The 21,065-nt window shown below is 57.3% G+C and carries 16 protein-coding genes; 9 read left to right on the top strand and 7 right to left on the bottom strand.

The window, feature by feature from the left end:
- Positions 1-6: 6 nt before the first annotated feature.
- Positions 7-807: a crotonase/enoyl-CoA hydratase family protein gene (locus tag KO498_RS06785; protein WP_215959115.1), complete on the top strand. Its 801-nt coding sequence runs from the start codon at positions 7-9 to the stop codon at positions 805-807.
- Positions 808-942: 135 nt separating this feature from the next.
- Here KO498_RS06785 and KO498_RS06780 read toward each other — a convergent pair whose 3' ends face one another.
- The 5 genes from KO498_RS06780 to ypfJ all read right to left on the bottom strand — a co-directional run bounded on the left by KO498_RS06780 (position 943) and on the right by ypfJ (position 7,423).
- Positions 943-3,606, bottom strand: a complete 2,664-nt coding sequence (locus tag KO498_RS06780) for a TRAP transporter large permease subunit (protein ID WP_215959114.1) — start codon at positions 3,604-3,606, stop codon at positions 943-945.
- Between the two features lie 13 nt (positions 3,607-3,619).
- Entirely contained in the window at positions 3,620-4,609 is a 990-nt protein-coding gene (locus KO498_RS06775) for a TRAP transporter small permease subunit (protein ID WP_215959113.1), read from the bottom strand.
- A gap of 133 nt (positions 4,610-4,742) precedes the next feature.
- The gene (locus KO498_RS06770; RefSeq protein WP_215959112.1) at positions 4,743-5,828 is read right to left on the bottom strand and encodes a TRAP transporter substrate-binding protein; all 1,086 of its coding nucleotides are present in this window, start codon (positions 5,826-5,828) and stop codon (positions 4,743-4,745) included.
- Positions 5,829-6,080: 252 nt separating this feature from the next.
- Positions 6,081-6,584, bottom strand: coding sequence for a protein-tyrosine phosphatase family protein (locus KO498_RS06765; protein WP_354667631.1), 504 nt, complete (start codon positions 6,582-6,584; stop codon positions 6,081-6,083).
- Entirely contained in the window at positions 6,581-7,423 is an 843-nt protein-coding gene (ypfJ, locus tag KO498_RS06760) for a KPN_02809 family neutral zinc metallopeptidase (RefSeq protein ID WP_215959111.1), read from the bottom strand. The genes KO498_RS06765 and ypfJ overlap by 4 nt, the downstream gene beginning before the upstream one ends.
- 100 nt (positions 7,424-7,523) lie before the next feature.
- Here ypfJ and KO498_RS06755 point away from each other — a divergent pair, with 100 nt between their 5' ends.
- From KO498_RS06755 to recR, 6 genes are all read left to right on the top strand, one after another.
- Positions 7,524-7,889 (top strand): YidH family protein, encoded by a 366-nt coding sequence (locus KO498_RS06755; RefSeq protein WP_215959110.1) that lies wholly within the window; start codon positions 7,524-7,526, stop codon positions 7,887-7,889.
- A gap of 68 nt (positions 7,890-7,957) precedes the next feature.
- On the top strand, positions 7,958-9,709 hold the full coding sequence (locus tag KO498_RS06750) for a DNA polymerase III subunit gamma/tau (protein ID WP_215959109.1): 1,752 nt from the start codon (positions 7,958-7,960) through the stop codon (positions 9,707-9,709).
- 3 nt (positions 9,710-9,712) lie between these two features.
- Positions 9,713-10,180, top strand: a complete 468-nt coding sequence (locus KO498_RS06745; RefSeq protein ID WP_215959108.1) for a TauD/TfdA dioxygenase family protein — start codon at positions 9,713-9,715, stop codon at positions 10,178-10,180.
- Positions 10,173-10,607, top strand: coding sequence for an NUDIX hydrolase (locus KO498_RS06740; protein WP_215959107.1), 435 nt, complete (start codon positions 10,173-10,175; stop codon positions 10,605-10,607). The genes KO498_RS06745 and KO498_RS06740 overlap by 8 nt, the downstream gene beginning before the upstream one ends.
- A gap of 57 nt (positions 10,608-10,664) precedes the next feature.
- Complete coding sequence (locus KO498_RS06735) at positions 10,665-11,009, top strand: YbaB/EbfC family nucleoid-associated protein (RefSeq protein ID WP_215959106.1); 345 nt, start codon at positions 10,665-10,667, stop codon at positions 11,007-11,009.
- 75 nt (positions 11,010-11,084) lie between these two features.
- On the top strand, positions 11,085-11,681 hold the full coding sequence (recR, locus tag KO498_RS06730; RefSeq protein WP_215959105.1) for a recombination mediator RecR: 597 nt from the start codon (positions 11,085-11,087) through the stop codon (positions 11,679-11,681).
- A gap of 1 nt (position 11,682) precedes the next feature.
- On the opposite strand, the gene KO498_RS06725 is transcribed toward recR, so the two are convergent.
- Positions 11,683-12,138, bottom strand: a complete 456-nt coding sequence (locus KO498_RS06725; protein WP_215959104.1) for an Lrp/AsnC family transcriptional regulator — start codon at positions 12,136-12,138, stop codon at positions 11,683-11,685.
- Positions 12,139-12,284: 146 nt separating this feature from the next.
- On the opposite strand from KO498_RS06725, the gene KO498_RS06720 reads away from it, so the two are divergent.
- Together KO498_RS06720 and KO498_RS06715 are read left to right on the top strand one after the other, a co-directional pair.
- Positions 12,285-12,719: a universal stress protein gene (locus tag KO498_RS06720; protein WP_215959103.1), complete on the top strand. Its 435-nt coding sequence runs from the start codon at positions 12,285-12,287 to the stop codon at positions 12,717-12,719.
- 19 nt (positions 12,720-12,738) lie between these two features.
- Positions 12,739-14,283, top strand: a complete 1,545-nt coding sequence (locus KO498_RS06715) for an alanine/glycine:cation symporter family protein (RefSeq protein WP_215959102.1) — start codon at positions 12,739-12,741, stop codon at positions 14,281-14,283.
- Positions 14,284-14,423: 140 nt separating this feature from the next.
- On the opposite strand, the gene KO498_RS06710 is transcribed toward KO498_RS06715, so the two are convergent.
- Positions 14,424-20,882: a Hint domain-containing protein gene (locus tag KO498_RS06710; RefSeq protein ID WP_215959101.1), complete on the bottom strand. Its 6,459-nt coding sequence runs from the start codon at positions 20,880-20,882 to the stop codon at positions 14,424-14,426.
- Positions 20,883-21,065 lie beyond the last annotated feature (183 nt).

The following is a 21,065-nucleotide window of genomic DNA, read 5'->3' as shown; positions in this document are numbered from 1 at the left end:
AAACCTATGAGCATTCGCATCGAAAAGTCCGGCCCTGACGGGTCAGAAACTGTTTGGACAATCATTCATTCCCGCCCCGAAGCCCGCAACGCAATGGACCCAGCCAGTGCGGCAGAACTGCACGCCGCCTTCCTCGCGTTTGACGCCGACGAGAGCGCGCGCGTCGCCGTTTTCTGGGGCGAAGGCGGCGCCTTCTGCGCGGGGTTTGATCTTAAGTATGCAATGACGATGTCCGGCCCCGAGGCGATGGACGCACTCGACGATCACAGCGACAACTCTGCCGGCCCGATGGGGCCATCGCGGCTTGAACTCACCAAACCGGTGATCGCTGCAATCGCTGGCCCCGCGGTTGCTGGCGGAATGGAACTGGCGGCATGGGCCGACATGCGCGTGATGGAAGAGACTGCCTTTATGGGTGTGTTCTGCCGTCGCTGGGGCGTGCCGTTAATCGACGGTGGAACCCACCGCCTGCCGCGCCTCGTTGGTGAGGGCCGCGCGATGGATCTCATCCTCACTGGCCGCCGCGTTGACGCCGCTGAATGTCTGGCAATCGGTCTCTGCGAATACGTGGTGCCTGAAGGGCAGGCCCGCGCCAAAGCCGAGCAGCTTGCGCATGACATCTCCCGCTTTCCGCAGGGCTGTATGCGTGCCGACATGCGTGCCGCAAAGGCCCAACACGGACGCAGTGCCCGAGCAGCTCTGGCTGACGAATGGTCAGGCAGCAAGGCCGCATTATCCGAGGGCATCCAAGGCGCTGCGCGCTTTTCGTCGGGCAAAGGCCGCGGCGGCGATTTTTCAGAGATATAGAGCGACGCGTTAACTTTTGGCCGCAGTTTCTGCCGCCCAAAACTGTGCATACGCATTATGCACTATGGTATGCACTGAAATATGCACCCGAGTCACAGCCCCAAAGGGGCTGCGACTCAAAGGTTAACGAGCGCCTTAGAAGTTCAGCGAAATGTCGCGATGCTTGGAACTACATCCCGCCATATAGAGCGCTTGTGTGCGGTTCAAACGCGGCTGCGATCGCATACCAAGGGTGCCTTTGATACCGTCCAGATAGGCGCTCAATTCGGGCTTGAGACCAGCCGCATTTGCGCGCCAAACCTTCTGTTCGGCATAGGCTTCTGCGGCCTTGTCAAACTCGGTCAACGCCTTCTCGCGGTCAAACTTTTTGACAGTCAAAACCCGTCGTGCCTTGCCCAGCGCAGACTTCACATCGCCCGCACCTTCGACAGCATTGAACTTGGCTTCCAGCGCTTTGACGGTGTCTTCTGCCGCCGCATCGCCTTCCGCTACTGTGCTGATATAGCTGCGCATTTCACTCAACTCAGCCTCAAGTGCGGCAAAGTCTTCGTTGGCATTGAGCGTTGCCAGAACCTCGCTTGGTGCTTCCCAAGCCGTGTCGGCATTGCGGCGGTAAGAGGTGCGCGCTTTTTGCTCGGCAGTGGTCAGCTTCGCAAAGTCCTCGTGCACAGCTTCCCAGCTTTCAGGGATCTGCTCTTGAATATGCGTAACCTCGGCCAGCATAGCTTCGCGGCGGGCTTCAAGCCGCTCGCGGCGCGCGGCGTTTTCCTCGCCCCTCGCGCGACCAATCAGAACGCCTAGCTCTTTAGCTTCATCCTCGAGCTTGCGGATCTGCTTCTCAAGGCGGCGCACTGCTATCTGCTGCGGACGATACGCCCCGGCAGCGGCACCTACAGCCTCCTCGGCAGCCAGCGCAGCAGTCAGGTTTTCAACCGCCGCCGACCCTGCTTCAAAGCCTTTACCAAGGTCGCTTGCGAGCGATTTTGGCAGCACCGAAATATCCAGCCCCTGAGCCTTGGCGATAGCCGCCGAAAGCCCGTTTGATCCGCCTGCAAGTTCATTACCAACAAACTCTTCCATGCAGTATTGCAGCTTCGGATTGCGCGGCGGTGGCGCGTTATCCGACAGGAAAGACACGCGATTTGGCAGGTAATTCACCAGCGGCGGGTAGGCCCCGACCACGGCCAATGCGATGATCTGCAAGGTGATGAACGCGATTACACCTTTATACATTTGCACGGTTTTCACCACAGCAGGCGCAACCCCGCGCAAGTAGAACAAAGCAAAGCCGAAAGGCGGTGTGAGGAAGCTGGTTTGTATGTTCAAACCGATCATCACGCCCAACCAAACAGCGGTGATATTTGCACTCGGATCAGCCAGCAAAATCGGCGCGACGATAGGCACAACAACCACGGCGATCTCGATGAAGTCCAGGAAGAAACCTAGAATGAAAATCACCAGCATCACGATAACAAACTGCGCCCAGAAGCCGCCCGGAAGCGTGACCAGAAACTCGCGCACAAGCTCCTCACCGCCAAAGGCACGGAAGGCCGAAGTGAGCATCGCAGCGCCGAGCAGAATGATGAAAACCAGCGAGGTTGTCTTGGCGGTTTCCATCATCACGCCATCAAGTGTGCCGTGGGTTTTGAACACCCGCCAACCGCTCCAGAGAACAGCCGCAACAAGCAAAGCCGTCGCCAACAGACCAAGGCGAATACCAATCACGTCTTGAGCGCTGTCAATCAGCTTGGCGTTCATGTCAAAGTTGTTGAGCAGAAAGCCGAGCGCCACCAAAGCAACCAGCGCCATGATCGCCGGAATATAGGTGTAGCGTTTGTTGCCTTCGTGCAGCCTGTAGCCCGCCATGATCATCGCACCAGCGGCACCAATCGCACCGGCTTGGTTGACGGTCGCAACACCGGTGATGATCGAGCCGAGCACGAGGAAGATCAGTGTCAGCGGCGGAATAAGCGTGAGGGCGATCTTGGCCCAGAACGCGCCGTCAAACTTGCCTTCTACCTTCACAGCAGGCGCGGACTCGGGCTTAATAAATGCGTAACACAAAATGTAGAGCATGTAGATCAAGACAAGCAAAATACCTGGCACAAGCGCGCCAAGGAACATCTCGCCCGCTGACGTAGACGACACATCAAACGACGACGGCATCGAAAGCTCGCCAGTCGACACCTTATGCAGCGCTTTACGCGCGCCGCTGGCTTGGTCGGTCGCGCTGGCAAGTTGGTCAGCAAGGATGATCAATACAATTGACGGCGGGATGATCTGACCCAAAGTGCCTGATGCAGCGATTGTGCCTGTCGCCAGTGATGGCGAGTAGTTGTTGCGCAGCATAGCGGGTAGGCTGATCAGGCCCATAGCAACCACTGTTGCGCCAACGATGCCTGTGGTCGCAGCCAAAAGCGCGCCAACAAAAACAACCGAAATACCAAGGCCGCCGGGCACGGGGCCAAACAGTTGCGCCATCGCGACAAGCAAATCTTCCGCGATTTTCGAGCGCTGAAGCATGATACCCATGAAAATGAACAACGGGATGGCAATGAGCGTGTCTCGCTCGACTTCCCAGAACACCCCTCGCAGGTTTGTCACCCCCGCCGAGAGCCACTGTTGCGGCCCTCCCGAGTGGAAGAAGGCAGTCGTGTCACCTGCAAAGAGATAGCCCGAAACAGCCGCGAGCAAGATGGTGATAACCGCAGAGCCGGGCAGCGCGAAAGCGACCGGAAAGCCCGACCCCAGCGCAGTGGCCATCGTCACAACAAGAACGGCTAGAAAAAATAGTTCCATGGGTCCGCTCTCCTCAGTGGCCGGTTGGTGTGACGGTGCGTTGGCCGGGTTCGTCCCGCTTGTCTGCAACCGATTCAAGGAAGTAGCTGACAAACTGGATCAGCATGGTGATAGCGAAAACGCCGAGAAAGGCCGCCATCTGATATTTGACATACATGCCTGTCGGGCCTGATTGGGTGATCTCTATGTTCATCACTGGCGAGTTGATGATCGACTGTTTGCCGCCCAACCCGATCCAGATAATCACCCACATCGTCGCCATGCCAAGGAAGATCGACCCCCAAGCATTGACGAAGCCTTTTTTGGTGCGTCCAAAACCTGCGTAGAACACATCAACCCGCACATGCCCGTCTTCAAACAGCGTGTAGGCGCTGGCAAACAGGAACAGGGCCGCATACCAGTAGCGCACCAAGTCACCCATCAGGGCTTGCTCGTAAGAGAACACAAACCGTGACAAAACGATCGCCAGCTCGGCACTAACGATCAGCAAAGCAAGCCAGTGAAAAGCGGGGCCTTTGCCCCAGAACGCTATCAACGCTCCAAGGATAACCAGCGGCAAATGCACCCGCGGCCCGACAAACTGCGAGCGCGTCAGGCTACGCACCATTTCGTCGCTCACTACACCGTCAAACAGGCTCTCAACGCGGCCCAGCGCGAGGAGCGCATCAGCAAAGCCGATCAGTAGCACAATCCAGAAACAGGCGCGGATAAGGTAAGTGTTGAAGCGGTGGATTTTCATCGCATCCCAGCGCAATGCCTGTGTTGGAGTGCGGACAACATATGCAAGCGCCAGTGCAACGCAGACGACATAGAGCGCTATCGGTTGCCACATATCGGCACCCGCTTTTCCAGCCAGAACATCGGCGAGGTTTGGAACCTGCCAGCCGATGTTGGCGATGTTGTTGATCAGGAACGCTCCAAGGAAGCCAAGCATCCCCCAGCCGAACATGCGCGCTATAAGCGCAGGGTCACCGTCGCGTGAAATCTGCGTGGTCGCTGTCATGAAGTCCCCCTTCGAGAGCGCTGTTGGCTGGCCTCAAGGACTGTATCGTCCGAGGCATCCTAGCGCTAGTATTCTGTGATGGTGTAGAAAAACGGGGCCGCTTGGGCCCCGCTTTTACATGCTTAAGTTGAAGTTAGCTAATGCCCAGAACGCGGTTGCGTTGGTTCACAAACTGACCGTCAAAGTTTGACAGATACGTGCCGTAGTTGCGCAGCGCAGCTTGGAAGCTGTCGTCAATCTTGGCCGCAAGCGCTGAGTGCTCACGTGTTTCTGCAAACACTTCCGCTGAGGCTTCACCGAAGGCATCCCAGATGTCTTCGCTGAACGAGCGAACCTGAACACCATGCTCGTTAACGAGCTTATCAAGATACTCGCCGTTTTTGGCGACAGACTCTTGGTGCGCACGGCCCTGCTCTTCGTTGCAGGCAACTTCAAGAATGAGCTGCTCGTGGGCTGTAAGACCGTCGAACCATTCTTTGTTCATACCAAACGCGATGCTCGCGCTCGGCTCGTGCATACCGCCAGTGTAGTAGTATTTGGCTGCTTCATAGAACTTCATGAAGTAGTCATTATATGGGCCAACCCACTCAGTCGCGTCGATTGCGCCTGAAACGAGGTTTTCATAGATCTGACCGCCTGGAAGCGACACAGTTGAAGCGCCCATTTTTGACAGAACCTGACCACCAAGGCCGGGCATACGCATTTTGAGACCTTTGAAGTCGTCAGCGCTTTCCATCTCTTTGTTGAACCAACCACCAGCTTGCGTGCCTGTTGGGCCAGCTTGGAAGGATTTGATGCCATACTCACCCGAGATCTCGTCCCAGAGTTCTTGGCCGCCACCGTATGTGATCCAAGCGTTGCGCTCAACGACGTTCATGCCGAAAGGAACCGCCGTGAAATAGGCAAAGCCCGGGTGCTTACCGGCCCAGTAATAGTCAGCGCCGATGTAGGCTTGCGAGTTGCCTGAAGCAACTTCGTCAAAGCTGTCAAATGCACCGACGCGTTCGCCTGCGGCGAAGTATTCAACATTGAAAGCACCGTCACCAAGCTCGCCGATACGCGCCGCAAGGCGCTGGGCAGACACACCCAGACCTGGGAAGTCACGTGGCCAAGTTGATACGATTGTAAGCTGCTTGCCGCCTTGCGCGAGCGCAGGGGCTGCGAGAGCAGTTGCTCCGGCGCCAATGGCAGCACCTTTCAGAAATTTACGACGATCCATATTTATCCTCCGAGTTTTATGGTATTATTTGAGTAGCCCATTCAGGCCAGAGCTCCTCCGACGCCAATTACTAAGCATGTGGTTATGGAATACAACGCATTTTTCTCAATCGTGGTCAAAAAATATTACCAATGCTTAAAAAATAGTCAAAACACCGAGAATTACTCATGTTTCAGAGATGTTTTTGGTAAACATGTTTGCAAACTACGTGTTTTTACGGATTTGCACTTTGCTTTTGGCGAATCAAAATCTTCAGAACCCTGCACGTGCCCATGTCATCTGAACATCCGTCTCGACCGCACAAGGCCGCACAGCGCGCAATCGTTTCAAAGCCTCGCTCGGGTCTTCACCACTGTCGACCATTAAGCGAAGAACCGCCATGCCAGAGCGCCCGCATCCGGCCTTGCAGTGCACCAGAACACGCCCGCCGCCAGCCAGTGCCGAGCGAGCAGCCGTACTTGCGTCGGGCCAGAGCATTGCCGTGTCTGTGGCGGGGGCGCAGTAGTCCATCACCGGTAAGTGAAACCAACGACTGCCCATTGACTGGATGTCAATTCCGAAGGACACCGCACCCGTATCGGTCAGCTCTGCCTCGGTTACCATCGTTAGAACAAGGCTTGGCATGAACTCGCGGAATGACTGCATATCTTGCTGATACGTCCCGCTACGACCCGGCAATGAAGCAATCGCAACAGTGCCGCCGCCGACTGAAAGCATCGAAAGCACCAATGCGTTTTCTGTGTCAGGCTCAATCAAAGCCGTGCAGCACTAAAGGTGTCGCAGCTGTTGGCATCGCCACTTTTGTAACCGACGCTAAACCAGCGCTGCCGCTGCTCGCTTGTGCCATGCGTAAAGGTATGCGGCTGCGGCACGCGGCCAGCATTGCGCTGTAGCGTATCGTCACCGATCTGCTTTGCTGCGTTCAGTGCTTCCTGCAGGTCACCGCGCTCAAGTGTGCTGCTCACCGCCCGCGCCCAGACACCGCTCAGGCAGTCGGCTTGCAGCTCAAGCCGCACGGTCAACGCATTGGCTTCGGTCTGCCCGACAGCTTGCCGCCTTTGGTTAACCTTCGGCAAAATACCCAGCTCGTTTTGTACGTGGTGCGCCACTTCGTGCGCGATAACATAAGCTGCTGCGAAGTCGCCGCCCGCACCGAGCTTCTGTCGCATGGTCGTAAAGAACGCAGTGTCGAGGTAGAATTTCTCATCGCCCGGGCAGTAAAACGGCCCAGTGGCTCCGCTCGCGTTACCGCAGGGGCTGCTGGTAACGCCCGAATAGAGCACCATCACTGGCGGCTGATATGCCTTATCTGCGATCTGCGGGAAGACCTGCCCCCAAACCTGCTCGGTTGTGCTCAGCACTCCGGCGGCAAATTCGCCTTCGCGCTGTTCGGCCTCAGTAAGCTCCCGAGAGGCCGTGCTCTGCTGTCCGATACCGCCCTGCCCTTCAAGCAAAGGCGTCACGTCGATTCCCGCAAAGTAGCCGACAGCAAGAACGACCAACAGCCCCACACCGCCAAGCCCGGCCCCTTTGCCACCACTCATCTTGCGCCGGTCTTCAACATTCCGGCTTTTACGCACACCACGTAGTCTCATCTTACATCCCACTTACAAAACGCCCGTCGAGACTGACGCATTTCAGCGCCGCTGCCAAGCTCTCGCTTGCGAAAGTCAAACCTAAAGCTATGTTTACCCCATGTCTGACAAATCCGAAGAACTCTCAAAACAACGCACCGAATGGTCGGAAGACCGGACTCTGATGTCGTCAGAGCGCTCGTTCTCGTCATGGGTCGGCACTGGTCTTGGCTGTGTCGGCGTTGCGATAGGCTTCAACGCCGTATTTGGTGAGCTCTCACCTACATGGCTTCCCAAAGTTGTTGCCAGCTTGTTTCTTCTCGCGGGTCTGATCTTTGTCTGGTCTGCCCGCAACCGTGCTTGCGCCACGCGCGACCGCCTCAGCGAGAACGACACCGACACGGGCGGGCGGTTGTCATTTTCACTCATCGCACTTCTTCTCTCTTTCTCGATCATCGCTACCGGAGTTGTTCTCTGGAAGATTTGAACGGGTAGCGCTAGACCTTGCCACAGCGCCCCGCTACCTTGCCCAAAGCCGATTCCGAGAAAGCAGCCATGAGCGAAACAACCACACCAGCCTATCAAGTTCTCGCGCGCAAATACCGCCCCGAGACATTCGCCGATCTTGTCGGCCAAGAGGCTATGGTGCGCACGCTCAAAAATGCCTTTGAAGCTGATCGCATCGCGCAGGCTTTCATCATGACAGGCATCCGCGGCACCGGCAAAACCACGACCGCGCGCATCATTGCCAAGGGCATGAACTGCATCGGCCCTGACGGTGAGGGCAGCCCGACAACCGAGCCTTGCGGTGTCTGCGAGCACTGCACCGCGATCATGGAAGGCCGCCACGTTGATGTGATGGAAATGGACGCCGCATCGCGCACGGGTGTCGGTGACATCCGCGAGATCATCGATTCTGTCGCCTACCGCGCTGCTTCGGCCCGCTACAAAATCTACATCATCGACGAAGTTCACATGCTGTCCAACAACGCCTTCAACGCGTTGCTCAAGACACTCGAAGAGCCGCCCGAACACGTGAAGTTTATCTTCGCCACGACCGAAATTCGCAAAGTTCCCGTCACAGTTTTGTCCCGTTGCCAGCGCTTTGACTTGCGCCGTATCGAGCCCGAAGATCAGATCGGCCTGCTGCGCAAAATTGCCGATGGTGAAGGCGCGCAGATCGCCGAAGACGCCCTTGCGCTCATAGCCCGCGCCGCCGAAGGCTCGGCCCGTGACGCGACATCTCTGCTCGATCAAGCCATAAGCCACGGCGCCGGAGAAACCAGCGCCGACCAAGTCCGCGCCATGCTCGGCCTTGCTGATCGTGGCCGTGTGATGGATCTCTTCGAGATGATCATGCGCGGCGATGCCGCAGGCGCTCTCACCGAACTCGCCGCGCAGTATGCTGACGGAGCCGACCCCCTCGCCGTGCTGCGTGATCTGGCCGAGCTCACGCATTGGGTTTCTGTCGTCAAGATCACGCCTGATGTGGCCAATGATCCAACCGTTAGCCCCGACGAGCGCGCGCGTGGCCAAGGCTATGCCGACAGCCTCGGTCTGCGTGTTCTGGCGCGTATGTGGCAAATGCTGCTCAAGTCGCTTGAGGAAGTGTCCCACGCCCCCAACGCCATGATGGCTGCCGAAATGGCGATCATCCGCATGACGCATGTCGCCGACTTACCGACACCTGACGAGCTGGTCAAAAAGCTGGGCGACACACCACCGCCCCCGCCTCCTTCCGGTGGTGGCGGCGCACCTGCTCCAAGCGCAAACCAAGCCACAACAGCCATGAGCCATACAACCGCCGGCGGCTCTGGCAGCGGGTCAGGTGGTGGCGTCACCGCTCTTGCCCAAGCGCCGGAAGTGGCCCTCAGCCGTTACCCGACGTTCGAACATGTGGTCGAGTTGATCCGCGCCAACCGCGACGGCCTCTTGCAGATGGAAGTCGAAAGCGACGTGCGCCTCGTGTCTTACCAGCCCGGCCGCATCACCTTCGAGCCCGGCCCACGCGCCAAGCCCGACCTCGCCCAACGCCTCGGCCAACGCCTACAAGGCTGGACAGGCAACCGCTGGGTTGTCACCGTCGTGAACGAAGGTGGTGCCGAGAGTATCTTGGAAAAACGCAACGCCGCCACAAATGCTTTGCACTCCGAGGCGCGCGCACACCCGCTTGTCGCCGCTGTGTTTGCCGCCTTCCCTAAGGCCGAAATCATCAAGGTCCGCACCGAGGCAGATATCGCCGCCGAAGCGCAAGTCGAGGCGCTGCCTGAAGTCGACGATGAATGGGACCCCTTCGAAGAGGACTAGACCATGAAGACCAGTGCCCTGCACCCCGACTTCGGCCTCGTCGTTCACGATGTTGATCTCAACAGCGTCACCGATGAAACTTTCCCCGGCATCCGCGCCGCGTTTGAACAACACTCGGCGCTCTTGTTTCCCAAGCAAAGCATGGACGACGCCACACACACCCGCCTCGCAGAAATGTTCGGCCCGTTGGAAAACCGCGCCGCAATGGCCGCTGGCCGTGACGTCGAGTTTGAAGTTTCCGACGTGAGCAACGAAACCGAAACAGGTGTGCTCGACGCCGCAATAGCACATTGCACGCGCCCCGAGGCCGTCTATTCGCACCAATGGCAAGTCGGCGATGTGCTAATCTGGGACGAGCGTGCCGTCTTGCACCGTGGCCGCCCGTGGGACTATTCCGAGCCACGATCACTCAAGTCCATTTGCTGCTCGGTCCCAGAAAACGACGGGCTAAAGGCGGTCAAAATTGTCTGAACAGCGCTTCAAATTCATCGCGGAAGCGCATCTCGTGCTCAGGCACGAAGGCAAGCTTCTGATGCTCTTGCGCCAGAACACCGGCTACATGGACGGGCACTGGGGCCTTGTCGCGGGCCACGTCGACGGCGCAGAAACCTTCCGCCAGGCGATGCAGCGTGAAGCACTTGAAGAAGCTGGCCTCTCCATCGCTCTTGATGATCTGCACCTCGCCCACATGATGCACCGCAACTCTGACAGCGAACGGGTGTCACTCTTCTTCACCACCGAGCACTGGCAAGGCACTCCGACCAACATGGAGCCCGACAAATGCGCCGCGCTCACTTGGACACCCGAAAACGCGCTGCCCGACAGCACAATCCCCTACATCCGCGCCGCCCTCGGCTTCATCGACAAAGCGCAGCACTACTCCGAGTACGGCTGGTAACTTGCTCAAAGCCACAGCAAGGCTTATCTAACACGTAACGCACAAAAGGAGAGAGCAATGCTCAAAGGACTAGGCAACCTCGGCGACATGGCCGGCATGATGAAAAAAGCACAGGCCATGCAAAAGCAAATGGAAGAGATGCAAGAGCAGCTGCACGTTCTCATGGTCACAGGTGAAAGCGGCGCCGGCCTGGTCAAAGCCACCTGCACCGCCAAAGGCGAGCTCAAAGGCCTCGACATCGACCCCTCAATCTTCCAGCCCGACGAGAAAGAAGTCGTGGAAGACCTGATCCTCGCAGCGATAAAAGACGCGCAGGGCAAAGCCAGCCAACGCGCTCAAGACGAAATGACCCGCATCACAGAAAGCCTCGGCCTCCCCGCCGACATGAAACTACCGTTCTAACTTTTTCTTGGTGAAAATATCCTAGGGGGTTTGGGGGACTAGTCCCCCATCTAATCCATCAAAGCAACGAGACGCATGAACAACTCGACCCGTGACATCGACAGCCTGATCGAACTGATGGCCAAGCTTCCCGGCCTTGGCCCGCGCTCGGCGCGGCGTGCGGTGTTGCATCTTATCCGCAAGCGGGCACTCATGCTCACGCCTTTGGCCGACCTTATGCAAACCGTCGCCGTTACCGCCCGCGAATGTCTGCGTTGCGGCAACATCGGCACGGCGGACATTTGCGATATCTGCACCTCCCATAAGCGCGCTACAGGCGAGATCTGTGTGGTTGAGGATGTCGCCGATCTTTGGGCAATGGAGCGCTCGAACGTATTCAAGGGCCGCTATCATGTGCTTGGCGGCACGCTCTCGGCGCTTGACTCAATCGGCCCTGATGATCTGCGCATACCACAGCTCCTCAGCCGTATAGAAACCGAAGACGTGCAAGAGGTGATCCTCGCCGTCGGCGCCACAATCGACGGGCAAACCACAGCGCATTACATCGCCGACCAGCTTGAGGGGCGCGTTAAGCTCACCTCTCTGGCGCAAGGCGTGCCAATCGGCGGCGAGCTTGACTACCTCGATGATGGCACCATCACAGCTGCCATGACGGCGCGCAAAGAGATTTGACCTACTTCAAGTAGTAACCGCCGAACTCCTTCACCGCCGACATGCTGATCAAAGTCTTCATCTGCGAGACAGACGGTATTTCCGAGAGCCGGTTGCGATAAATGTCTTCGTAGTCTTCCGTGTCACGCACGGCGACGCGCATCAGATAATCAAACTCCCCCGAAATCAGATGACATTCCAGCACTTCCGGCATGGCTTTGATTGCGCTCTCAAATGCCCCGATGCATTCGCGTTGCTGGCTGGTGAGCTTCACTTCAATAAACACTTGCAGAAAAAGCCCGATCTTCTTGCGATCGAGCCGAGCCTCATATCCTGCAATGCTCCCGGAAGCTTCAAGCATCTTTACGCGCCTGTGACAGGCTGAAAGCGAGAGTCCGACACGCTCCGAAAGCTGCGCCATCGAGATATTCCCGCTTTTCTGGAGAATGGAAAGTATGGACTTATCAAGCGCATCCATCGGAAAAAATCCTAATATTGATCACAATGCCATTCATTTTTCTGAAATTTTCTCAAAATGCAAGAAAAAGAAGAAACATTCCTTTTAGATGTAAGTTACCTTAGGGTTGTCTTACGTAGGACAGTCTAGAAAAAAGGGAGGGATAAATGTCCCATACAATTATCGTCGGATACGACGGAAGCCGTGGATCGGAGAGCGCGCTGGCGTTTGCCGAAAAACAGGCCAAAGCAAGCGGTGCGTCACTTGTTGTTGCGCATGTTCTTGAGTGGTCACCATACTCGTTCCTAACTCCACAAGAGCTTGAGGAACGTCACAAGCGCCGTGGTGAAGAGCTGGCCCGTGCCGAAGAAGCCATTCTCGCACCGGCCGTCAAGCGGCTTGCAAAAAGCGGCATCGAAGTTACCACCGCGCTTAAGTATGGCAACATCGCCGAGGTGATCATCGACATCGCGAAAAACGAGAAAGCCGAAATGATCGTGATCGGGCGCACCGGGCACTCTGGCCTTTCCGCCCGCCTCTTTGGCTCCGTTGCAGGCACAATGGCACAAGCGGCACCCGTGCCGGTTGTCATCGTTCCATAATAGATAAAGGGACAGTTTAATGAAAACTCTATTCAAACCTGCGGCACTTGCCGCTGCTGCAACGGCCCTGCTTCCGCATGCCGCTGTAGCACAGTCGTTTGACGAAAAGGTCAACGCAGCCTTTGCCAGCTCAACCGGCTGGTTCGTCAATCTCATCTTTAGCCCGTTTCCAGGAACAACCTTCCCGTGGATCGTGATGTGGCTGGTTATCGCCGCATCGGTATTCACCTTATACTTCGGGTTCATCCAGTTCCGCGCCTTCGGTCATTCGATCTCGCTGGTCAAGGGTGACTACTCCGATCCGAACGATGCCGGTGAAGTCAGTCACTTCCAAGCCCTCGCCACGGCGCTCTCAGGCACGGTTGGTCTGGGTAACATCGCCGGTGTTGCGGTTGCTGTCGGCATCGGTGGCCCCGGCGCGACCTTCTGGATGGTGCTTGCGGGCCTGCTTGGCATGGCCTCAAAGTTCACAGAGTGCACCTTGGGCGTGAAGTATCGCAACGAGTATGCTGACGGCACCGTTTCAGGCGGCCCGATGTATTACCTCACCAAAGGCTTCGCCGAGCGCGGCCTGCCGGGTGGTAAGATCCTCGCTGTGATGTTCTCGATCTTCTGTATCCTCGGCGCATTCGGCGGCGGTAACATGTTCCAAGCCAATCAGGCGCACGCGCAAATCGCCAATGTTGTGGGCGACTACCCGGGTGTCATCACGGGTGTGATCTTCGCGGTAATCGTCGGCATGGTTATCATGGGCGGCTTGCAGTCAATCGCGAAAGTGACAGAAAAGATCGTGCCGTTCATGGGTGTGCTTTACGTGGTGACAGCATTGATCATCATCCTGATGAACTACGACAAAATCGGCTGGGCCTTCGGTCAGATCTTCGGCGGCGCCTTCACGGGCCTCGGTGTAGCTGGCGGTATGGTCGGCGCGTTGATCCAGGGCTTCAAACGGGCGGCGTTCTCGAACGAAGCCGGTGTTGGTTCTGCGGCGATCGCCCACTCGGCGGTGAAAACCAAAGAGCCGATCACAGAGGGTTACGTTTCACTGCTTGAGCCGTTCATCGACACCGTGGTGATTTGCACAATGACAGCTCTGGTGATCATCATCTCAGGCCAGCTCGTCGCCGATCCTGCAACAGGCATCTATATGCTTGATGAAGGCGCAAACACAATCAAAACCGTGGGCGACAACAAAGGCGTGGCCCTGACTTCGGCGGCCTTCTCGTCTGCGTTTGGTGGCTTCCAGTATGTGCTCGCTCTCGCAGTCGTCCTGTTTGCCTTCTCAACCATGATCAGCTGGTCCTACTACGGCCTCAAGGCTTGGACATACCTGTTCGGTGAAGGCAAAGGCAAAGAGATGACTTTCAAAGGCATCTTCTGTGTCTTCATCGTCATCGGTGCATCAGCAAGCCTCGGTCCGGTCATCGACTTCTCGGATGCCGCGATCTTTGCAATGGCTGTGGTCAACATCTTTGGCCTCTACTTCCTGATGCCAATCGTGAAGCGCGAGCTTGACAGCTATGTTGCGCGCCTCAAGTCAGGCGAGATCAAACGCTTCAAGTAAGCTCTGATCGAAACCAAAAGGAAGGCCGCCCTGATTGCTCGGGGCGGCCTTTTTTGATCGTAAAGCCTGTCGCCATAACTCTCATTCATTGGAGTGTGGCGACGCGCCCGAAACGCTGAGATATTACCCAGCAGCTCGGATCACGACAGCCGGAACAGACGGCTTTCGTATGATTTGAGGCAAAGGCGCGCGGTGTCGCCATAGCTGCCTTCGTGGCTGCGAAGCTCGGGGAAAAGCGTGAACAGCTCCTCGCGGGCCTTCAACTCAACAGCGTCAAGACCAGTGCCGCCAGGGTAGAAACTCTCGCTTGCAGCCCCCTCGGCATAGACGATCTCGTGTTGATCAAACATGATATGCACATAAGTCACGTCACCGCCGTGTTGCTCGACAACACTGCCGCCGTTCACAAGGTGCTTGGCCGAGGCCAGCACTTCGCTTTTGCCAAACAAGAGCGAGGCCTCAGCACCCTGAATAAGCATCCGGTGTTGTGGTGACACCAAGAGCTCGCGCTCGTTACCAACGGTGTTCGGAGCAAAGCGGATCGGAGCAAGCTTGCCCACCGCAGGCACAGTGCGCTTGCCAACCCAACTGATCGGTTGCAGCCCGTGGTCACGGGTCACAACCATGTCACCGATCGCAAGGTCAGCCACATCTCGCGCGCCCCTCGGCGTCGCTATGCGTGTGCCCTCTGTGAAACAGATGATCACGTTTTCGATCTCGTCAAAGTTCACAACTGTGCCATCAGACAGCGTTGCCGAGCCGCTCATACCGCCGCCAACGCCCGGGTCGGTGTTGGTGTAGGTGATGTCGCCAAAGTCGATCAGCCCGTTAAAGTCGAGCGTATCGCCTGCGGTTTCGCCGCCTTCGCCGCCCGTAACCGAGATCGTTCCACCGTTAGACCCGGAGATAGAGAAGTGGTCGTCTCCATCGCCGCCATGGGCCGTGTCCCCATCTTGCAGGAGTATTTGGTCGTCACCGGCACCGGCATCAATGTAGTCAGCGCCTGCGCCACCTGAAATAGTGTCGTTGCCAGCTCCGGCTTCGATCACGTCGTCGTCGTTGCCTGCCGCGTTGTCGCCTGCGTCAACCATGTCGCCGTCAGGGTCACCCGTGTAACTCCCGTTGATCACATCGCCGCCCGCCGTGCCGCTGACGATCTCGTCAGTGCCCGGAATGCCCAGAGCTTCCAGCGCACCGTAGCTGTCAACATCTGCCGGATCCACGCCAACCAGCGTTATGCTCTCACCATTCGGGAAGGAAAGGATAGCATCGCCTGTTCCGTCGCCGTTGGTATCGGTGACTGTCACATCATGCACATTCACAGGGTCGCCGTTCGCGTCGGTCAAGCCGCTTACATCAAGCTGATCATGGCCCGTGTAACTGCCGCCACCTAGATCGGTCGGAGCTTCAAAGCTCATGACGGTATCGTCACCGTCGCCGTCACTAAAGACAATGGTATCGACAGCATTATCACCGGCAAAGGTATCGCCGCTAACGTTAATATAGTCGTCGCCGGAACCCGAGTGTATGGTGTCCGCACCTTCGCCCGACTGGATCGTCATCTGGCTGGTTGAGGCATCCGCATCAATCAGGTCGTCGCCGGAACCCGTCCAAACACCTTCGATCTCCGAGAAGGTCGCAGTGCTGCTGCCATCCGAGTAAGTGCCGGCCTCATCACCCGTGTAAATGACTGTCAGATCGTCGGTGACATCAGTGCCGCGAATGGAGTCATCATCATTCGCGCCGCCTTCGCCACCAACGATGGTATCGTTTCCAAAGTCGTTTGCTAAAATGAAACGGTCTTCGTCGTCACCACCATCAATGAGGTCATCGCCAGTGCCACCGTAGAACTCGTCTTCTCCGGCACCGCCTATCAGCGTGTCGTCACCAGTGCCGCCATGCAGATTATCATCGCCACTCTCACCGTAGAGAACATCGCTTCCGGCACCGCCTTCGACAATGTCATTTCCCGAGCCGGCCCAAACCGTGTCCGAACCCAAACCGGAGACAACACTATCATGTCCGTCGCCTGCGAGCACACTGTCGTTGTTTGAGCCATCCGACATATCATTGTTGTCGATCATATCCCCATCGGGATCACCCAGATAGGAGCTATCAATCGTGTCGCTGCCCGAGGTGCCTTCAACGATGTAGTCAGTGCCCGGAATGCCCAGAGCTTCAAGTTCGTCGTGGCTGTCAACATCGCTTGGGCTCACACCCACAAGCGTGACGCTCTCGCCGTTCGGGAAGGTCAGGATAGCGTCGCCGGTGCCGTCGCCGTTTGTGTCGGTCACGGTCACGTCAGTTACATTCACAGGGTCGCCGTTGGCGTCGGTCATGCCGCTTACATCAAGCTGGTCGTTGCCCGTGTAAGTGCCATCGCCGTTGTCTGTCGGCGCTTCAAAGCCGTCAACCGTATCGCTGCCAGAGCCGTCGGCCAGAACAACCGTGTCAGTGCCAGCACCCAGAACGATGTTCTCGATGTCGGCAAATGTAGCTGTGTCAGCGCCGGAGGTAACGCTGCCGCTCTCGGGGTTTGCGCTGGTCAGATCAACCGTGGTGTCAGTTGTGACTGCGCTCATGTCGAGCGTGTCATAATCAGTCGTGCCGCCGTCACCGCCGTCGATGGTGTCATCGCCAAAGCCGTTTTCGAGCAGGATCACATCTTGGTCGTCGCCGCCTTCGATGCTGTCGTCACCTTCGCCGCCGGAAAGCGTGTCATCGCCGGTCCAGCCCATGAGGCTATCGTCGCCCGCTCCGCCATCAAGGCTGTCATCGCCGAACCAGCCTTGCAGCGTGTCGTTGCCTGCGCCGCCGGAAACAACATCATCTGCATCGCCCGCATCAACGCTGTCGTTGCCGGCGCCTGCATCGATCGTGTCGTTGCCTGCGTAGCTGAACACAGTGTCGTCGCCCGCACCCGCCTCAACGCTGTCTTCATTGCCTGCTGTCTGGTTGTCGTTGCCGTCGATCACATCGCCTTCAGGGTCGGTGATGTATGTGCCGTCGATCAAATCGCCGCCAGCGGTTCCGTCAACAACGTAGTTTGGCATCGGAATGCCCATCGCTTCGAGCACTTCGGGGTCAGTGATACTGGCCTCGGTTACGCCGACAAGCGTGAGGCTCTCGCCGCTTGGGAAGGTCAGAACCGCATCGCCGTTGCCGTCGGTGCTCAGCGTCACATCATCGGTGTTAACAGGCGCGCCATTGGTGTCGACCAATGTGCTCACGTCAAGAACATCGTGGCCCGTGTAAGCACCAGCCGAACCTGTCGGAATGCTGAAGCCTTGTACCGTGTCAGCGCCGCTGCCCGTGCCCAGCACCAGAGTGTCATCACCGCCGCCGAGAATGATGTTCTCGATTTCAACAAAGCTCACTGTGTCAGTGCCGTCGGTAAAACTGCCCGTTTCGGGGTTGGCCGAGGTCAGATCAACTGTCAGGTCAGACGTTACGCCGCTCAGATCAAGGGTGTCACCGTCGGTTTCCTGGGCTTCTTCGCCTTCGATCGTGTCGTTACCAAAGCCGTCAGTATAGGTGAACGTATCATCGCCATAGCCACCCCAAAGGAAGTCATCGCCTGCGTCCGACGTAATACTGTCTTCGCCATAGCTGCCGCGGATCCAGTCGTCACCTGCGCCGCCCGAGAGCGTGTCGTTGCCTTCGTTGCCTTCAAGGTGGTCATCGCCGTCGCCGCCGGAAACAATGTCGTTGCCTTCTTCGCCATAGAGGCTGTCATTGCCTAGGCCGCCAGTGATACTGTCATCATCTTCGTTGCCGTAGATGCTGTCGTCGCCAGCGCCGCCATCGATGGTGTCATTGCCCATGCCTCCGCGCACGGTGTCGTCACCCGCATCGCTGTCAATGCTGTCGTTGCCCGTGTCACCGAGAACACTGTCATTGCCCGCGCCGCCGGAGAGCGCATCATCACCGATACCGCCGTCCAGAACATCGTCACCGGCTTCGCCAAAAATCGTGTCGTCTCCCGCGCCACCGTTGATGGTGTCGTCGCCGACAACGCCTTCGTAAAGGTAGATGTTGTCTATGGTGAGAACTGCAAAATTGCCGTTGAAATCGCTGTCTTGTAGCGAAAGCGAGATCGTCTCTATGTCGGTGGTCGGTGTGAAGGTGACAAACACCTGCCCCATCGTTCCGGTCGTGTAATCAACCGTCACATCTGTTGCACCAAGCAACGTCGCACCTGCTGGCCCGCCAGAGGCATTGCCTAAAGTCTGGCCCGCAGTTTCGTTTCCGTAAACCAGCAACTGAAGGTTATCGCCCGTAGGTGAGGAGTTGTTATACCCCCCCGAAGCGGCGTCCAGAACGATCGTGTAGGTGTTCCCGGCAATGAGCGGACTCGCAAGATCTTGTGAAATGCCCTCTTGGAAAGTCCCGTTACCGTTGTTGACCATGGAAACGTAATTGGTGCCATCGGTCGGGGCTGCGGCGGTTGAATACGATGCTTCGTAACCACCTTGCTCCGACAAATCAGGAGACGCCGTGTTCCAGTTATACCAATCTGAAAGGTTGTCTGCTTGGCCAAAGCTCGTCGGACTAATGCCTTCAAACGAACCTTGGGAAATATAATTCGAGTCGGAACTGGCATCTCCGTTGTCGCCGTGCAGCACATCATTGCCTGCGCCACCGTCGATGCTGTCATCACCTTCCATGCCGCTGACAATGTCGTTTCCGTCGTCTGCCGAAACCGTATCATCTCCCAAGCCGGCAATAATCGTGTCTTCGCCCGCGCCTGCTTCAATACTGTCATCATTTGAGCCGTCCGAATGATCGCTGTTGTCGATCATGTCCCCGTCAGGGTCAGTCGTATAGCTGGCGTCAATCAAGTCGCCCGCGGCTGTGCCTTCAACGATGTAATCAAGTCCGGGCGCTGGCAGGTTGAGGTTTTCGATCTCGCTAAAATTCACCGTGACGGTGTTGCCAGATGCATCCAGCAAGTCCACAGAACCCGACGTGCTGTCACTGTCCGGATCAACTGACTGCACCAGATTCGAGTAGCTTACCCAACTTGTCAGCGTGAGCGTGTCACTGTCTACGCCGCCCGTTCCGCCAGTCAGGGTAACGACCTCGCCATCAGCGTAAGCACCCGCAATGACGTGAATATTATCTTGGTCATCGCCCGCGTCGACAGTGTCTGCGCCGCTGGTCATCGAGATATAGTCATTCCCGGCACCAGCATCGATGCTATCGTCACCAGTGCCGCCGTAAAGGGCGTCGTTGCCGCTTCCGGCGTCTATCGTATCGTCGCCAGCAGCACCCCAGATGCTGTCATTGCCATCCGCACCGATGATGCTGTCGTCACCGTCGCCAGCGTTGATGTTGTCGCCATCAGCACCGCCATCAAGCGTGTCGTTGCCTGCGCCACCCTGAAGGTTGTCAGAGCCCGCACCGCCCAAGACGCTGTCGTGGCCCGCGCCCGCACTAACGTAATCGTCACCGTCGCCGCCTTCTACCGTGTCGTTGCCATTGCCAGCATAGATCTGGTCGTTGTCATCGCCACCATAGAGTCTGTCGTCGCCGTCATTGCCATAGATCGTGTCTTCACCAGCCTCGCCATAGAGCACGTCGTTGCCAGTGCCACCGCTGACACTGTCGTCGTCATCACCTGCAAAGATAGTATCGCGGCCAGAGCCGCCATCAAGCGTGTCATTACCATAGTCGCCGATGATCTGGTCGTTGCCTGCGCCGCCATCAATGCTGTCAGCCGCGCCGCCCGCGAGGCCGTCGTCGCCGTCAAGCGTGTCGTCGCCCGCGCCGCCCAGAAGCGTATCTGCCCCGTCAGAGCCGAAGACAGTATCGTTGCCCGTGCCGCCGAGCACTTCGTCGTCGCCAGAGCCCGCAAAAACGGAGTCATTGCCCGCGCCAGCGTCAACAGAGTCCGTGCCAGTTCCCGCTTCAACCGTGTCATCACCCAGACCAGAAATGATCGTGTCATTGCCCGCTCCGGCGTGCACGCTGTCATCGTTCGAAAAGTCTGTGTGGTCGCCGCCGTCGATAACATCGCCTTCGGAGTCGCCCGCATAACTTGCGTCAATGAGCTCCCCAGCTGACGTTCCCTCAACGACATAGTCGCTCAGGTTAAGCTCATAGCGGGTTGCGCTCATACCGTAAGTATCTGTCCCACCTGAAGGCGCCGCTGTTCCGAGTGTAACAGATTCGATCGGCCTTGCTTCGAGCGCATTAGAATAGGCGTTTGGCCCGGAGGTTGGCGGCAACAGGTAGAGGTTGCCTGCGGTGTCTTGCATTACAATCGCGTTCACAGTGGCCGTTGAACCATCTGTGTAGGTGATCAGCGTGTTGTTATAGAGCATCGTGGCGTCATGCGTTTGCACAGGGCCGCCGTCTATTGAAAATGTCTCGTTTGCTGTCGAGTTGTTGGAATCATAGGCTGTCGTCGACGTGCCGCCGTTCCAGTTATTTGACGGATTGTCAGACAACTCTTGCAGGTTGAAGGCTATCTCATCTCCCGGGCCACCGAAGGTAAGTGTCTCAAGCGCAGCGTGGTTCTCAGAGGTCAGGTTGCCTTCTGTGGTGTCGATCTCAGGCGCAGTGCCGAGGTAAAATAGGCTGAATGTTGTAGGCATCTGTTAACCCTCACTCTTTGACATTTGCATTGAGATAGGGCGCACGCCGCCAAACGCGCTCTGCAAAACAGAACCGTTGCGACATTGTACCGCGATGCGTGGCGTCCCAACAGGACGCGGGCAGGACTCATAAGCAAGCTGCATTGCTATCACCTCAAATTTTGACGCACTTCTAGCGTATTC

It is taken from the genome of Lentibacter algarum, assembly GCF_018860975.1.
Classification (GTDB): domain Bacteria; phylum Pseudomonadota; class Alphaproteobacteria; order Rhodobacterales; family Rhodobacteraceae; genus Lentibacter; species Lentibacter algarum_A.
Note: the sequence above shows the minus strand (reverse complement) of the source record. Positions and strands in the feature narration are given on the sequence as shown.

What these genes read in the sequence shown, in the direction of transcription:
- KO498_RS06750 (WP_215959109.1), top strand. Translation starts at nt 7,958, where the DNA reads ATGAGCGAAACAACCACACCAGCCTATCAAGTTCTCGCGCGCAAATAC.
- KO498_RS06780 (WP_215959114.1), bottom strand. Translation starts at nt 3,606, where the DNA reads ATGGAACTATTTTTTCTAGCCGTTCTTGTTGTGACGATGGCCACTGCG.
- KO498_RS06755 (WP_215959110.1), top strand. Translation starts at nt 7,524, where the DNA reads ATGTCTGACAAATCCGAAGAACTCTCAAAACAACGCACCGAATGGTCG.
- KO498_RS06735 (WP_215959106.1), top strand. Translation starts at nt 10,665, where the DNA reads ATGCTCAAAGGACTAGGCAACCTCGGCGACATGGCCGGCATGATGAAA.
- KO498_RS06720 (WP_215959103.1), top strand. Translation starts at nt 12,285, where the DNA reads ATGTCCCATACAATTATCGTCGGATACGACGGAAGCCGTGGATCGGAG.
- KO498_RS06725 (WP_215959104.1), bottom strand. Translation starts at nt 12,138, where the DNA reads ATGGATGCGCTTGATAAGTCCATACTTTCCATTCTCCAGAAAAGCGGG.
- KO498_RS06715 (WP_215959102.1), top strand. Translation starts at nt 12,739, where the DNA reads ATGAAAACTCTATTCAAACCTGCGGCACTTGCCGCTGCTGCAACGGCC.
- recR (WP_215959105.1), top strand. Translation starts at nt 11,085, where the DNA reads ATGAACAACTCGACCCGTGACATCGACAGCCTGATCGAACTGATGGCC.
- KO498_RS06710 (WP_215959101.1), bottom strand. Translation starts at nt 20,882, where the DNA reads ATGCCTACAACATTCAGCCTATTTTACCTCGGCACTGCGCCTGAGATC.
- KO498_RS06770 (WP_215959112.1), bottom strand. Translation starts at nt 5,828, where the DNA reads ATGGATCGTCGTAAATTTCTGAAAGGTGCTGCCATTGGCGCCGGAGCA.
- KO498_RS06785 (WP_215959115.1), top strand. Translation starts at nt 7, where the DNA reads ATGAGCATTCGCATCGAAAAGTCCGGCCCTGACGGGTCAGAAACTGTT.
- KO498_RS06775 (WP_215959113.1), bottom strand. Translation starts at nt 4,609, where the DNA reads ATGACAGCGACCACGCAGATTTCACGCGACGGTGACCCTGCGCTTATA.
- ypfJ (WP_215959111.1), bottom strand. Translation starts at nt 7,423, where the DNA reads ATGAGACTACGTGGTGTGCGTAAAAGCCGGAATGTTGAAGACCGGCGC.
- KO498_RS06745 (WP_215959108.1), top strand. Translation starts at nt 9,713, where the DNA reads ATGAAGACCAGTGCCCTGCACCCCGACTTCGGCCTCGTCGTTCACGAT.